7 protein-coding genes are annotated in these 16,238 nt (G+C 65.5%); 6 read left to right on the top strand and 1 reads right to left on the bottom strand.

Features of this window, described 5'->3' with window-relative positions:
* The first annotated feature begins 13 nt into the window (after positions 1-13).
* The 4 genes from V1318_RS01705 to V1318_RS01690 all read left to right on the top strand — a co-directional run bounded on the left by V1318_RS01705 (position 14) and on the right by V1318_RS01690 (position 9,854).
* Entirely contained in the window at positions 14-4,414 is a 4,401-nt protein-coding gene (locus V1318_RS01705) for an RHS repeat-associated core domain-containing protein (RefSeq protein WP_332937180.1), read from the top strand.
* Positions 4,411-4,629: a hypothetical protein gene (locus V1318_RS01700; RefSeq protein WP_332937177.1), complete on the top strand. Its 219-nt coding sequence runs from the start codon at positions 4,411-4,413 to the stop codon at positions 4,627-4,629. The genes V1318_RS01705 and V1318_RS01700 overlap by 4 nt, the downstream gene beginning before the upstream one ends.
* Before the next feature lie 345 nt (positions 4,630-4,974).
* Positions 4,975-9,270: an RHS repeat-associated core domain-containing protein gene (locus V1318_RS01695; RefSeq protein ID WP_332937175.1), complete on the top strand. Its 4,296-nt coding sequence runs from the start codon at positions 4,975-4,977 to the stop codon at positions 9,268-9,270.
* Positions 9,267-9,854, top strand: a complete 588-nt coding sequence (locus tag V1318_RS01690) for a hypothetical protein (protein WP_332937174.1) — start codon at positions 9,267-9,269, stop codon at positions 9,852-9,854. The genes V1318_RS01695 and V1318_RS01690 overlap by 4 nt, the downstream gene beginning before the upstream one ends.
* Before the next feature lie 95 nt (positions 9,855-9,949).
* On the opposite strand, the gene V1318_RS01685 is transcribed toward V1318_RS01690, so the two are convergent.
* Positions 9,950-11,392, bottom strand: a complete 1,443-nt coding sequence (locus V1318_RS01685) for an Hsp70 family protein (RefSeq protein WP_332937173.1) — start codon at positions 11,390-11,392, stop codon at positions 9,950-9,952.
* 668 nt (positions 11,393-12,060) lie between these two features.
* Here V1318_RS01685 and V1318_RS01680 point away from each other — a divergent pair.
* Complete coding sequence (locus V1318_RS01680; protein WP_332937170.1) at positions 12,061-13,158, top strand: efflux RND transporter periplasmic adaptor subunit; 1,098 nt, start codon at positions 12,061-12,063, stop codon at positions 13,156-13,158.
* Positions 13,155-16,235 (top strand): efflux RND transporter permease subunit, encoded by a 3,081-nt coding sequence (locus tag V1318_RS01675; RefSeq protein ID WP_332937168.1) that lies wholly within the window; start codon positions 13,155-13,157, stop codon positions 16,233-16,235. The genes V1318_RS01680 and V1318_RS01675 overlap by 4 nt, the downstream gene beginning before the upstream one ends.
* Positions 16,236-16,238 lie beyond the last annotated feature (3 nt).

The raw sequence follows: 16,238 nt of genomic DNA, 5'->3' as shown, positions 1-16,238 counted from the left end.
AGGAGCGACCCGCATGACCATCGCCGCGAAGCACTTCGACCCGCAGCTCGGGATCGATATCCACATGTACGTGTTCCCGCCGGTGCCGTTGCCGGTGCCTTTGCCGACGCCGCATATCGGCATCGTGCTGGACCCGTTCGACTACCTGCCCTTCCTGGGCGGCACCGTGCACGTCAACGGCATCAAGCGCGCCACCGCCGGCACCGGCGGGCTGAACCTGCACATCCCGATGGGCGCCTACCACCCGGCCTTCCTGCCCAAGCTGCCGACCGGTCCGCAGACCGACGACGAGCTGTTCATGGGCAGCATGACCGTGTCGGCCGACGGCGACCCTTTCTCCAAGCTGGCCATGCCGGTGCTGGATTGCAACGTGGTCGGCATGGTGCCGCCGTTCCGGATCCGCAAGCCCAAGAAACCGAAGATGGCGCTGACCCTGCCCACCGCGGTGAACCTGGCCATTCCCACCAACGTCAATGTCGGCGGTCCGCCGACGATTTCGCTGATGGCGATGGCGATGAAGGGCCTGTTCAAGCTGCTGGGGCCGGTGTTCAAGCGCGGCGGCCTGGCGTTCAAGAAGCTGCGGCAGAAGGTGTTCGGCAACATGAAGCCGGGCTTCCTCAAGTGCAAGGTGCTGCGTGCCGAGCCGGTCGACATCCGCAGCGGCAGCGTCTCGGTGACGCACGAGGACTTCGTCGTTCCCGGCCGCCTGCCCTTGGCGTGGACGCGCGAGTACGGCTCCAACAACGACCATGCCGGCGCCTGCGGCCACGGCTGGGAGACCCCGGCCGATATCCGGTTGGAGCTGGACGCCGACGGCAGCGTGCTGTTCCACGGCGGCGAAGGCGTGGCGGTGTTCCCGCAGGCCCCCAACGCGCCAGGGCTGGAGCACGCGGTACGCGAGTTCGTCGACGGGGCGCGTCTGTATGCGCAGGGCGAGGAGTGGTTGGTCCGCACCAAGGACGGCCTGCGTTACGCGTTCGCGCGTCCGGCCGCCAACCTCAGCGTGTTGACGGCGCAATCACTGCCGATCCAGCGCATCGAAGATCTGTGCGGCAACTACTGGCGATTCGAGCGTCAGGATGGAGAACTCGTCCGCATCGTCGAAAACGGCAGCGTGGATCCCGATTCCGGGCAGGTACTGCAAGGCCGCTATATCGACGTGCAAGCGCGTGGGGGGCTGATCCGGTCGCTGCAGTTGCATGACCCCGTCACCGGCCTTAACCATGCCCTGGTCCGCTATGACTATAGCGGCGATGACGACTTGGCCGCCGCCATCGACGCGCTGGGCGCCGCGCTTACCTTCGAGTACGCCCACCACCGGATGCTGCGCCACACCGACCGCGTCGGCCTGTCGTTCCACTATGCCTACGACGATCAATGGCGTGTTCTGCACGCCTGGGGAGATGGCGGCCTGTACGACTACAGGTTCCGCTACGATGCCCTGCTCAACGAGACCCAGATCACCGATTCGCTCGGCCACGTCACCGTCGTCAAGTTCGACGAGAACAATTTGCCGCTATGCGAGATCGATCCGCTCGACGGCGTCACCGTGTTCGAGTACGACGAAGTCGGCCGCACCACCGCGGTGGTCGATCCGATGGGGCTGCGCACCGAGTTCGCTTATGACGCGCACGGCAATCTGCTCAAGCTGACACGACCTGACGGCAGCACGCTGCAGACCGAGTACGATGAAGACGATCGCCCCTTGGTCGTGACCGATCCAGGTGGGGCGGCGTGGTCGCATGCCTGGGACGCACAGGGCTTGCTGCTGCAACAAACCACGCCGCTGGGCGCAACCTCGCGTTACGACTATGACGCGGCCGGCCAACTGGTCGCGCACGTCAATCCGATCGGCGCGATCACCCGGCTCGCCTTCGATCGCCACGGCCAACTGCGGCGCATCACCGATGCGCTCGGCCAGGTCAGCCGGTTCGAGCATGACGCCCTAGGGCGTCTGCAGGGACTCACGGATGCGGCCGGTCGCCGCACCGCATACGGCTACGATCGGAAAGGGCGGCTGCTCACCGTCGCCACACCGGGCGGCGGCAGCATCAGCTGCGAGTACGATGCCGAGGACCAACTCACCGCTTATGTCGATGAGAGCGGCGGCAGAACCAGGATCGAGTATTGCGGCATCGGCCGGGTCTCCAGACGCGTCCAGCCCGACGGCAACAGCGTCGCCTTTACCTACGACACCGAGGAGCAGATCGCCAGCGTAGTGAATCAGCGCGGCGAAACCTACCGGCTCGTACGAGATCCGCTGGGCCGCATCATCGAGGAGATCGACTATTGGGGGCAGTCGCGCCGCTACGAACATGACGCCTCCGATCGTCTTCGCCGTAGCATCGATCCGCTGGGCCGGGTCATCGCGTTCGAAACCGATGCGCTCGGGCGCATCACCCAGAAGACCTGGGCGGATGTCGGCGACTCGTCGAAGAGAACGCGCGAGACATTCAAGTACGACAAGGCAGGACGACTGGTCGAGCTCCGCAACGCGACAAGTCATGTGCAGCGTCGCTTCGATATCGAAGGCCGCTTGCTGCAGGAGGTTCAGAACGGCTTCGCGATCGACCATGTCTACGATGCGGTCGGAAACCGTATCGAGAGACGTACCGCCGCCGGCAACACGGTGGTGGTCCAGTACGACTCGATCAACCAGCCAAGCAGCATCGCGATCAACGACGCGCCACCGATCACCGTCACGCGCGATGCGCTCGGCCAGGCGGTAATAGAACGGCTCAGTCCGATGCTGACGCGGACGCTTAGCTACAACGCCGACGGCTTGCTCAGCTCGCAGGCGGTAACGAAGGGCCATGCGCCGCTGTTCGACAGCAGGTATGACTACGACCGTGCCGGAAATCTCACCAGTCGTACCGACAGCCAGTACGGCATCGACCGCTATACCTACGACCCGATGGGGCACGTGCTCGAGCACACGAATCCGCTCGGAAAGCTGACTCGCTGGCTAAACGATCCCGCTGGCGACCGCCTGCGAACTCGCATCAGCGAAGTGCAAATGAAGCAAGTCGTTGGCGGCGATCCCGCCCCGGATTCCTGGGCTCGCGAAGGTGACTTCGAGGGGTTGCACTATGTATTCGACCGCGCCGGAAACCTGGTCAGGCGCGAGCATTCAAGCGAGGCCGGGTGCCCGGCGCTGAAACTTGTATGGGACGCGAGCCAACGCCTGGTCGAAAGCTGTTGGCAAAGCGATGGGCGCGAAGACCGGAACACCACATACGGCTACGATCCGATCGGTCGGCGTGTATTCAAGCGCAACCCTGCCGAAACGATCTGGTTTTTCTGGGATGGCGATGCGTTGCTTTCCGAAGTCACGCAAAGCAATGCCGACACGAGCGACTGCACGCGCGAACCGACCGTCGATGGCAACGTCGTCGATTTCTTCGCGGCGCGCAAACGGCTGCAGGCGCTCAAGGCCCTGCATCCAATGGCACGTGAGTACGTTTACCGGCCTGGGACGTTCGATCCGCTGGTATTGATCGAGGGCGGCCGAAACAACGGGCCTCCCGGCGCGGCATCCGCGATGAGGCCGCGTTCCGTCGCCTACTTCCACAACGACGTCAATGGCTGTCCCACCAGGGTCACGGACGGTGATGGCGATGTCTTGTGGGGCGCGAGCTACAGCGCTTGGGGTGCCGTCGAGACGCATCACGTTTCGCGGATCGACCAACCGATCCGATTCCAGGGGCAGTACCTGGATGCTGAAACAGGCCTCCACTACAATCGCTACAGGTACTTCGATCCGGCTACCGGCAGCTTCGTAAGCCAGGACCCGATCAAGCTGGCGGGAGGTCTCGGCGTCTATGAATACGCAAGAAACGCCATCGCCTGGGCCGATCCGCTGGGCCTGGCTTGCGGGCCCGCTGTCCGGAGAAACAGTCGAGGACAATGGATAGACGCAAGAGGCAGGTTCGCGCGAGCGCCATATCTTGCAGGGCACACCGACGCGTCGATCGTTGGGGTTCCCAAGCCCAATCGACTCAAGCCGGAGCAATACCTTCCGAAGGACTACATTGATTCGCACCTGGCCATGTTCGCGGGTCCCGTATCGAAGATCGCATGGGGCGTGGATCCAAAGCGTCTTGAACTGGGTCCTCCGGGCGGTCAGTTCGTCATGCCCAAGTCGGTGGCCGACGATCTCATCGCGAAGGCCAACGGCGATGTCGATGAGCTGGAGCGTTTGCTGAAACTCAACCCTGGTGATTTGGGCAAGACGCCGGTACGTATCGACATACCCTCGCCAACCGGGCTGCGCATGCCGAGCGGCAATGAAATCGGCGCATGGGACGGGCTATGGAAACCCGGTGGGTATACCGGCGGAGGAATACCCGAGGCCACCATCGATCAGGTCCCCCTCGGGGGCTTCACTACAACTCCAATCGGGACGAAACCATGAGCGAAGATGTCTTCAATGGCTTTGGCGTAATCATTATCCGGCGCTCAGGCAAGCTTTATATCCAGTACGACGCCGGCGAGATGAACATCCGATATCAGGAAGCCGAGATCAGCGAAGAAGAAGCCGCCAAGGCGCAACTGAGCGAGAAGGACGCCTACGAAGTACTGATAGCCTGCCAGAGCGACGGAAGAACGGTGGTCGACCTGCCGCATTGAGCACGCGCGGGCCTTGGCTAGTCGCCGAACGAGGTCATTGCGGCAGCCGCCCGCTTGGCGTCCAGGACCTGGCCGAGGTGCCCGTCTCCTCGAGGCGCTCCGCTCGATTGGTTTTGAGGTCGACTGCTTGGCGTCTCGGTTTCGGCATGGCGGTTTAGAAATCGAGCGTCAATGAGCCGAGAATTGGCGGTCTTCCTCGGTTCGGTTCGGGCGCCTCCTTCAGTCGGGCATGGATTTACCTGTTTGGCAATTTTTCGCGACGTGTGCCCGTCTCGGTCGGCATAGCGTCGCTACTTGGCTCCGGCCAGGTTCATTGAGAGTCGAGATAAGGATGTCGACAGCACCATGAGCATCGCCGCGAAGCACTTCGACCCGCAGCTCGGGATCGATATCCACATGTACGTGTTCCCGCCGGTGCCGTTGCCGGTGCCTTTGCCGACGCCGCATATCGGCATCGTGCTGGACCCGTTCGACTACCTGCCCTTCCTGGGCGGCACCGTGCACGTCAACGGCATCAAGCGCGCCACCGCCGGCACCGGCGGGCTGAACCTGCACATCCCGATGGGCGCCTACCACCCGGCCTTCCTGCCCAAGCTGCCGACCGGTCCGCAGACCGACGACGAGCTGTTCATGGGCAGCATGACCGTGTCGGCCGACGGCGACCCTTTCTCCAAGCTGGCCATGCCGGTGCTGGATTGCAACGTGGTCGGCATGGTGCCGCCGTTCCGGATCCGCAAGCCCAAGAAACCGAAGATGGCGCTGACCCTGCCCACCGCGGTGAACCTGGCCATTCCCACCAACGTCAATGTCGGCGGTCCGCCGACGATTTCGCTGATGGCGATGGCGATGAAGGGCCTGTTCAAGCTGCTGGGGCCGGTGTTCAAGCGCGGCGGCCTGGCGTTCAAGAAGCTGCGGCAGAAGGTGTTCGGCAACATGAAGCCGGGCTTCCTCAAGTGCAAGGTGCTGCGTGCCGAGCCGGTCGACATCCGCAGCGGCAGCGTCTCGGTGACGCACGAGGACTTCGTCGTTCCCGGCCGCTTGCCCTTGGCGTGGACGCGCGAGTACGGCTCCAACAACGACCATGCCGGCGCCTGCGGCCACGGCTGGGAGACCCCGGCCGATATCCGGCTGGAGCTCGACGCCGACGGCAGCGTGCTGTTCCACGGCGGCGAAGGCGTGGCGGTGTTCCCGCAGGCCCCCAACGCGCCAGGGCTGGAGCACGCGTTACGCGAGTTCGTCGACGGGGCGCGTCTGTACGCGCAGGGCGAGGAGTGGCTAGTCCGCACCAAGGACGGCCTGCGTTACGCGTTCGCGCGTCCGGCCGCCAACCTCAGCGTGTTGACGGCGCAATCACTACCGATCCAGCGCATCGAGGATGCCTGCGGCAACGCCTGGCGCTTCGAGCGCTGTGGCGGGGACCTGGTGCGGATCGTGGAAAGCGGCACGTTCGACCCCGACAGCGGCCAGCCGCTGCAGGGCCGCTTCCTGCAGGCGACTTCGCGCCAGGGCCGGATCGAGGCGCTGGAGCTGCACGACCCCGCCAGCGGCCGCAACCACCCGCTGGTGCGCTACGAGTACAGCGAAGCCGGCGACCTGGTCGCGGCCTTCGACCCGCTGGACGCGCCGCGCAGCTTCGACTACTGCCAGCACCGGATGCTGCGCCACACCGACCGGCTCGGCCTGTCCTTCCACTACGCCTACGACGAGCAGTGGCGCGTGGTCCACAGCTGGGGCGACGGCGGTCTGTACGATTACCGCTTCGCCTACGACGACCTGCTGGGCGATGTGGAGGTCACCGACTCGTTGGGCCACACCACGCTGGTGAAGTTCGACGAATACCGCCTGCCCTTGTGCGAGATCGACCCGCTGGGCGGGGTCACGGTGTTCGAGTACGACGAGGTCGGCCGCACCACCGCGGTGGTCGACCCGGAGGGCCTGCGCACCGAGTTCGCTTACGACGAGCGCGGCAACCTGCTGCAGCTGACCCGCCCCGACGGCAGCACGCTGCAGACCCAGTACGACGAGGACGACCGGCCGATCGCCGTGATCGATCCGTTGCAGGCGACGTGGCGGCAGCGCTGGGACGAGCGCGGTTTGCTGGTCGAGCAAACCAGCCCGCTGGGCGCGACGTCGGCCTATGCCTACGACGCGCATGGCCAGCTCACGGCCTGCACCAATGCCCTGGGCGCGATCACCGCTCTGCACTACGACCGCCACGGCCAGTTGCAGGCGCTGGTCGATCCGCTCGGAGCGCGCAGCGCATTCCGACACGATGCGCTGGGTCGCCTGCTGGAGCAGACCGACGCCGCCGAGCAGCGCACGTGTCACGACTACGACGCCAAGGGGCGTTTGCTGAGCGTGGTGCAGCCCGACGGCAGCCGCGTGCGTGCGGTCTACGATGCCGAGGACCAGCTGATCCGTTACACCGACGAGGCCGGCGCGGTGACCCAGATGGCCTATGTCGGCATCGGTCGGATCGCCCGCCGCCTGCAGCCCGACGGCCAGTTGGTCCAGTACGAATACGACAGCGAAGAGCAGCTGACGGCTGTGATCAACCAACGGGGCGAACGCTACGTACTCAAACACGATGCGCTGGGCCGCATCGTCGAAGAGATCGACTACTGGGGACAGAGCCGTCAATACCGGTACAACGCCGTCGGCCACCTGAGGGGCGCGATCGATCCGCTTGGTCATAGGATCGCTTATGCCACCGATCCGCTGGGACGCATCACCACCAAGACCTTGCACGAAGCGGATAGTCCCGGTGTGCAAACCAAGGAAATCTTCCGCTACGACGCGTGTGGTCAGCTGATCGAGCTGCGCAACGCCCATCGCCAGATCAAGCGCCGTTTCGATCCGCAGCGGCGTTTGATCGAGGAAGATCAAGATGGCTTCGTCATCGCCAGCACCTATGATGCGATCGGTCATCGCACCGTCCGCACCACTAGCGCGGACAATCGCGTCGTCAGTACCTTCGACCTGCGCGGTCAATTGCACAGCATCGCCATAAATGACGAGGCGCCGATAATCATCGAGCGCGACGCGTTGGGCCGTGCCATGACCGAGCATCTGAGTCCGCAGATGCAGCGCCAGCTGCGCTACGACGCACGCGGCCTGCTTACCGCCCAGGCGGTGCTGAAGGATGAAGCGCCGCTATTCGAGACGACCTATGCCTACGACAAATCGGGAAATCTCATCCGGCGCCAGGACAGCCAGCAAGGAGTGGATGCTTACACCTATGATCCGATGGGTCGAATCCTGGCGCACACGGATCCAGGCGGGATATTGGCGACTTTCCTCAACGACCCTGCCGGGGATCGCTTGCGCACCCGCGTGCATGCCAAACAGCGAAAGCTGGCAGTCGGCGGCGAACCGCAGCCAGACGAATGGGTGCGCGAAGGTGATTACGCTGGATCGAGTTATGTCTTCGATCGTGCCGGCAATCTGACGCGGCGTGGCAGCGCAGGCGATGAAACGCGCGCCTTGCACTTGCGTTGGGATGCAGGCCAGCGCCTCATCGAAAGCGCCAGAGATGGCCAGATCACGCGCTACGGCTATGACCCGCTGGGGCGACGCGTGTTCAAGCGCAACGCCAAGCGCACTACCTGGTTCTATTGGGATGGCGATGCATTGCTGGGCGAGGTCACTCATGAGAACGATCAGGCCGAAGTTCTACCCTCCCCCGGCGACGGTGTCGTGGTCGACTTGTTTGAAACGCGCCGCCGCAAGCGCGTCTTCAAAGGGCTGCATCCAAACGTACGCGAGTATGTCTATTACCCCAGATCCTTCATTCCGCTGGCGTTGATCGACAAGCGGGCCGCGTTGCAGCCACCGGTCGGGTCACGCTCGGAACGCGAAGCGCTGGCGTCGACTTCTCCCGCCGATCGTGGTTCCCACGTTGCGAAGAGCGTTACATACCACTATCACGTCGACCCGAACGGCTGTCCGGTCAGGCTGACCGGCATGGATGGGAAGGTCGTCTGGTCGGCAAGCTTCGCGGCATGGGGAGCGGTCAGGCAACTGCATGTGAACTCGATTGAGAATCCCCTGCGCTTGCAAGGCCAGTACTTCGACCCGGAAACCGATCTCAGCTACAACCGGCATCGATACTTCGACTCGACGATCGGCGCCTTCGTAAGTCAGGACCCCATCGGCTTGGTGGGCGGCTCCAATCCCTACAATTTTGCGCCCAACACGCTCCGATGGACCGATCCATGCGGGTTGTCGGAACTGATCACGAACAAGTTTCCCGATGAAGAACTGCCTTCCAACGGCAAGATCGTGCCCCATTCGATCGGAGAGGATGGCTATATCCAGCGAAAGGACGGACGCAAGAATTTCGATTTCGTGATCACGGCGGACAATCGACTGGTCCTGGGCGACAAGCATCACCTGCTCGGCGACCGGTCCGATGTGCTTGCGGCGGGTCAGATGAAATTGAACGGAAAGGGGCGTGTGGCCGCTGTCGACAATCTCTCCGGCCACTATCGCCCGAGCGTGGAGGAGGCGGCGAGGTTCGGCGACCTGTTGAGGGGCGTCGGCTTGAATGTCGATGGTACTGTGCTGAACATATACTCATTTACCCTCGACGACGACGGGAACGTGACCAGCATGAAGGTGGCCAAGACATGCCGGCTATGAACGAGAACACCCTCGCCGAGCTGTTGCCTATGCTCAATCGTATGGATGCGGAGGATGCGGTCCACAACCGCGCGCGCCTCGAACGCGACATCCCGGGGCTTCTTGCCTACCCGCCATGCGAGCTTTGGCCGATCCTCTTCGAAAACATGAGCACGCGGTTCAATACGCATCTTTTTCTGAACGCGCCGGAGCTGTGGATCGCATGCACCTGGAAAGACTGGCGCGAGGTCATGTCGAGCGGCTTCGACAGAACCTACCGCCCCTCCGAGGTTTTCGATACCGGAAAATTCGATGACGTGAAGCTGCTCTATAAGTATGTCGGAGTGGACTCGGTCGGCGAATTCCTGCGGGAGGCCGGGCAAGGCGATCGAGCGCGGCTGGCGAAGCACTTGTTGGCGATCCTGCCGCTATTGGTCGACAAGGAAGGGCGGGACGAAGCGCTTGGCGAGGGCGAAGTCTTCGTCACGGAGCGTCAGCTCGATGACTATCGCCGGCGACTCATGCATGAAACCCCGGCTCTATTGCCGGCCGACTTCAACGCAGACCGGCTCGAAGACATCCTGAATCGCGTCCTGAACGGTTGAGTTTCGCGGGGTCTGGCGTTTGCCGCGCCCTGCTCTCTCTCCGACCTGGAATGGGCCATGCCCGGGCCCGTCGACCGCCGGCGGCTATCCACGGCCTATCCTCCAGCCGCGTGCGCCAGTCCCGTCACCACGCCCAACGAGGCATCGCCGGCGACGATCTTCGCTTGCGGGAATATTTCCCTGGCAGCGGCCGGCACGTAAGGCGAACGCGACATGCCGCCGGTGAGATAGATACTCTCGGGCTCGTCGGGCAGATCCGCCCTGGCCCGCCGCATGAGTTCGCCCAGATGGCGCAGGAACGGGCTGGCCGCATCCTGCAGCCGCTCTTTGTCCAGTTGCGCGCGCAGCCCGTCCTCGATGTAGTCCAGCTCGACGCCGACCTGCTCTTGCCCGCTCAGGCCGATCTTGGCGCGTTCGACGGCGCGATTCAGGCGCACGGTATGCCCCGGGAGTTTCAGTCGCTCCAGACGCGGGCCATAGGGTGCGTCCACGTTCTTGAACGAGGCCTGGCGAAAGTTGTTCTGTCGCTCCAGATCGTGCACCGTCGATGCCTCGTAGTAGCGATGCACCGCCGTGGGCGTGATGCCCTTGCCGAACAAGGCCATGATCCCGCGCATGCTGAGCTCGATATCGACGTCGGTGCCGCCGACAGGATCGCCCCAGGACCCGTGAATGACGGGCGTCGCGCTCGGCCCGCCGACATCGGCCAAGGCGATGTCCGTGGTGCCGCCGCCGATGTCCAGGATCAGCGTCCGACTCGGAGCGGTCAGTTCGCGGTGATATCCGTAGGCGGCGGCTGCGGGCTCTTCCAGGAAATCGATGGCGTCGAACCCGGCGGCGTAGGCGGCATCGGTGAGGATCTCCAGGGCCTGCGCGCTACCGGCTTCCTTCATGCTGCTGCGGAAGCGCACCGGCCGCCCCATCACCGCCGCCCGCACCTCGGTGCCCAGCTGCGCGGACGCCTTCGTGCGGATGTGGCTCAGCAGCTGCGTGGCGATCCGCAGCAGCGTCTCGCGCGCACCGCCTTCGAGCTTGTAGCCCAGCATGGACTTGGGCGAGACCACCAGGTGGCCGCTGCCGCTGGCCATATAGGCCTCGACCGCCTCGTCGCCGTACAGCGCGTTCTCCACGTCCGCGCCAGCCTCCATGGCCTTGCGGACCTGGTCGGCGGCCCACTGCCGGCGCACCGCGACGACGGCTGCGCGCTGTATTTCGTAGTCCGATCGCTTGCGTACCGTCGGCACCAGTGCCAGGGCTTCGGCGCGTGCGTGCGCCGGCCGCCTCATGGCTTCTTCGTGCAGGCGCTGCACGCGCGCCAGTTCCTGGGTCTGGTCGCGCTTGGCGCCGGCGACCAAGGCCCTCACCTGCTCGTCCAACTGCTCGGTCAGTTCGAACTGGGCGACGTCGGGCATTCGCAGCGGGAAGAACACCGTCGTGCGGAACTGATGGTCGGCGCCGAAGCGGATCAGCTGCAACTGTCCGTCCACCACCGCGCCCGCGGCCGAGTAGCTGGTGCCAAAGTCGATTCCGATCCGCATGCACATCTGATTCGTCGAACGCAAGCCGGCCATTTTGCCCTGAAACCGTTTAGGGCGGACGACGCGATGCCAGTGCTGCGATCCTGCGGTCGGCGAACGTGAGAGAGGTCTGTCTATGCGCCGCAAGCGTTCTGCGGGCTTCCAGGTGCGGGCCGTGACCGTTGCTACCGATCGGTATCGTCCGCCATTCCGGCAACGGCCGGACGTCGGGCAGCGGCTTGGCCGGCTTGACCCGGAGCGCTTGCGTGTTAGCATAAATGAGAATAAGAATCAGTTTAAATCGAGCGATTGGTCGAGCGAGGTTGTTTTGCTGCGGTCATTCGGAACGCATGCCCGCCGATGAACGCACGGAGTTCGAGCCGCCTCGCCTTTCGGCCAAGCAGGGCCGTTCGGGTGTCGGGCCTCGCCCTGCGCGCCAGCTGCGATCCGTCGGCAAATGCGATGCCCGCCCTGCCCCCCGATCGATCCCGTCGCCCTGCGCCACATACCGCCGCCGACCGCGCCGCGCGGTGGGGACTTATTAATCCTTCTTAAACTCCTCCTCATAAGCTGGGCGCAATGTGCCCGATCGAGGCCGGAACTGCCTGCCGCTCGCGCAGCCGATCGCCGCTGCGGCCGCCGCCCTCGCTACGCCTAGCCCCATTCCCACTTCTGCTACGGAATCTTCCATGCGTGCACGCTCCCCGCGTTGGCCAATCGTATTCCTGATCTGCTTCCTGCTGGCGGCGTGCGGAGGGGCCAAGGAGGAAAGCAAGGCCAGCGATGCCTCGGCGCTGGCGGTGTCGCTGGCGCCCGCGCTAGCTCAGCCGCTGGCGCGCAGCGTGCTGGTGTCGGGCCCGGTGTCGCCCTACGAGGAAATGCAACTGGGCGTGGAACTCAGCGGGCAACGAGTGACCGCGCTGAACGTCGACGTCGGCCAGTCCGTGCGCAAGGGCCAGGTGCTGCTGGAGTTGGATCACCGCACCCTGGACAGCGAGCTGGCCCAGGCCGAGGCCTCGCTGCGGCAGGCGCAGGCGTCCTTGTCGCTGGCCCAGGTCAGTTACGATCGCGGCGCCAAACTGGCCGCCGAGCAGTTGATCAGCGCCGGCAATCTGGACGAGCTGCGCGCCACCCGCGTGCAGGCCGAGGCCCAGGTCGCCACCGCCCGCGCCGGCCGCGACGCGGCCAAGCTGCGCCGGGATTTCGCTCAGCTGCGCGCGCCCGCCGACGGCGTGATCTCCAAACGCCTGGTGCAGCCGGGCCAGGTCGTGGCCGCGGGCAACGAGCTGCTGCGCCTGATTCGCGACGGCCGCCTGGAATGGCGGGCCGAACTGCCGGAGGATCAGCTGGCCGGGGTCGCGGTCGGCAATACGGTCGAGCTGCCCTATGCAGGCGGCACCGTCGCCGGCCGCATACGCGCGGTCACACCCGGCGTCGATGCGCAGACGCGCACCGGCACAGTCTACGTCGACCTGCCCGAACCCGGCGCGCTCAAGCCGGGCGTCTACGTGGAGGGCCGCATCGTCACCGGCGCCGGCCGCGCCCTGATGGTGCCCAGCACCGCGGTGGTACAGCGCGACGGGCATAGCTACGTGTTCACCATGAAGGATGCGCATGTGGTGCAGCGCAAGCGCGTGCGCACCGGCCTGACCACGAACGCAATGGTGGAGATCATCGAGGGCCTGAAGCAAGGCGAGCAGGTCGTCGCCGAGGGCGCGGGCTTCCTCGGCGACGGCGACCGCGTGCGCGTGGTGCCGGCCGCGACCGCCAAGGCGGGCGCACGATGAATTTCTCCTCCTGGGCGATCAGCCGGCCGCTGCCGGCGATCATGGTGTTCTTCGTCTTGTGCGTCGCCGGGCTGTGGGGCTTCTACAAGCTGCCGGTGGCGCGCTTCCCCGATGTCGCATTCCCGATGACCACGGTCACGGTGACCCAGCCGGGCGCCTCGCCCAGCCAGCTCGAGGCCGAGGTCACGCGCAAGGTCGAGGACTCGGTCGCGACCGTGACCAACGTCAAGCGGGTGATCTCCACGGTCAGCGAGGGCGTCAGCACCACCAATATCGAGTTCCAACTGGAAACCGATCTGGCCACCGCGCTGGACGACACCCGCGACGCGGTGACGCGCATTCGCACCGATCTGCCGCAGGACATCCAGGAGCCGGTGATCTCCAAGGTCGACATCGGCGGTTCGCTGATGACCTACGCCCTGGTCGCGCCGCAGATGACGCCCGACGAGGCCAGCTGGTTCGTCGACCGCGAGGTTTCGCGCGCGATGTACGGCGTGCCCGGCGTGGCCCGGGTCACCCGCGTGGGCGGCGTGCAGCGGCAGGTGCGCATCGATCTGGACCCGAACGCCCTGCAGGCTTTCGGCGTGACCGCCGGCGACGTATCGCGGCAGTTGGCGCAGATCCAGGTCGAGCGCGCGGGCGGCAAGGCCGAACTGGACGGTGCGCAGCAGACCATCCGCACTCTGGGCACGGTCGGCAATGCCCAAGCCCTGCGCGACTATTCGATCAGCTTGCCGGACGGGCGCGCGGTGCGCCTGTCGGCGCTGGCCAAGGTCAGCGACGCCGCCGCCGACCCCACCGAGGCGGCGCTGCTGGACGGCCGCGACGTGGTCGCGTTCTCGATGTCGCGCACGCGCGGCTCCAGCGAGGTCAAGGTCGAGAAAGGCGTGCACCAGGCGCTCGCGGACCTCAGGGCTAGCCACGCCGGCATCGATTTCCGCCTGGTCACCACCGTCATCGAGGAGACCCACCGCTCCTACGATTCGTCGATGACCATGCTCTGGGAGGGCGCGTTGTTGGCGCTGCTGGTGGTGTGGCTGTTCCTGCGCGACTGGCGCGCGACCTGGGTATCGGCGCTGGCCCTGCCCCTGTCGATCATTCCGACCTTCGCGGTGATGTACTTCTTCGGATTCACCCTGAACCTGATCACCCTGCTGGCGCTGTCGGTGGTGGTGGGCATCCTGGTGGACGACGCCATCGTCGAGATCGAGAACATCGTCCGCCATCTGCGCATGGGCAAATCGCCCTTGGAGGCGGCCCGCGAGGCCGCCGGGGAGATCGGCAACGCGGTGATCGCGACCTCGCTGACCCTGGCGGCGGTGTTCGTGCCGGTGGCGTTCATGCCGGGTATCGCCGGCAAGTTCTTCCGCGAGTTCGGTTGGACCGCCGCCACCGCGGTCTTGTTCTCGCTGCTGGTCGCGCGCCTGCTGACGCCGATGATGGCCGCCTACCTGCTCAAGCCGCACGGCGAGGAGAAAGGCGATTCCAAGCTGATGCGCTGGTACCTGGGCTGGGTGGACGCGGCCCTGCGCCATCGCGCGCGCACCTTGTGGATCGCCACCGGTTTGTTCTTCGCCTCGCTGGCGCTGGTGCCGCTGATCCCGGCCACCTTCATCCCGCAGTCCGACCTGGGGCGCAGCAACCTGAGCCTGGAGCTGCCGCCCGGCACGCGGCTGGAGGAAACCAAGGCCGTGGCCGAACGCGCGCGCCTGCTGCTCAAGGACATCCCCGAGCTCAAGCAGGTCTACACCGCGATCGGCAGCGTGCTGGATCTGGGCGATCCCTCGACCACCGGCATCGGCGAATCGCGCAAGGCCACCCTGGTGCTGGACTGGGGCGTCGCCGACGACCGCGAACGCGACCAGCGCGTGCTGGAACGCGAAGCGCGCGAGCGCCTGGCCAAGCTGGCCGGCGTGCGCGTGAGCTATGTCAGTTCCGAACCGGGCAATCAGTTGCAACTGGTGCTGTCCGGCGACGATCCGCAGCACCTGCAGGACGCGTCGATCGCCTTGGAGCGCGACCTGCGCCGCATCCCCGGGCTGGGCAGCGTGACTTCGTCGGCCTCGCTGTTGCGCCCCGAAATCCAGATCGTGCCGGATCCGGCGCGGGCCGCCGACCTGGGCGTGGCCACCGCCGATATCGCCGAGGCCGCGCGCATCGCCACTGCCGGCGACTACGAGCAGCGCCTGGCCAAGCTCAACCTGCCCGATCGCCAGGTTCCGATCCGGGTCGGCTTCGCCGAGGCCGCGCTGGCGAATCCGGCCTTGATCGGGCAGTTGCGGGTGCCCGGCCGCTACGGGCCGGTGCCCTTGGCCGCGGTGGCCGACATCCAGATGGGCAGCGGTCCCTCGCTGATCTCGCGCTACCAACGCCAGCGCAACGTCACCCTGACCGCCGAACTCAACGGCCGGCCGCTGGGCGATGTCATGGAGACGGTGCAGCAGTTGCCCAGCGTGAAGCAGCTGCCGCCGGGCGTGAGCTTCCTCAATACCGGCGACGCCGAGGTCTTCGTCGAGCTGTTCATCGGCTTCATGCTGGCGATGGCGGCGGGTCTGATCTGCATCTACATGGTGCTGTTGCTGCTGTTCAACCATGCGCTGATGCCGATGACCATCCTGACCGCAGTGCCGCTGTGCGCGGGCGGTGCGTTCGGTGCCTTGCTGCTGACCCAGAACATGCTGTCCCTGCCGGCCCTGATCGGCCTGCTGATGTTGATCGGCATCGCCACCAAGAACTCGATCCTGCTGGTGGACTACGCGGTGATCGCCGAGGACGAGCACGGGCTGAGCCAGCACGACGCACTGATCGACGCCTGCCGCAAGCGCGCCCAGCCGATCATCATGACCACGCTGGCCATGGGCGCGGGCATGATGCCGATCGCGATGGGCTTCGCCGGCGATTCCAGCTTCCGAGCGCCGATGGCGATCGCGGTCATCGGCGGCCTGATCACCTCGACCCTGCTGAGCCTGATCGTGATCCCGGCCGCGTTCACGGTGGTGGACGACCTGGGCGAGTGGCTGACGCGGCGTTTCCGGCACCGCTCCTCGCATCCGATGCAGCACCCGCCGTCGGCCTGACGG

It is taken from the genome of Lysobacter sp. CCNWLW3, from assembly GCF_036697405.1.
Taxonomy (GTDB): Bacteria; Pseudomonadota; Gammaproteobacteria; order Xanthomonadales; family Xanthomonadaceae; genus Lysobacter.
The sequence above is the reverse complement of the archived record's forward strand: the minus strand, read 5'-3'. Positions and strand labels throughout refer to the sequence as shown.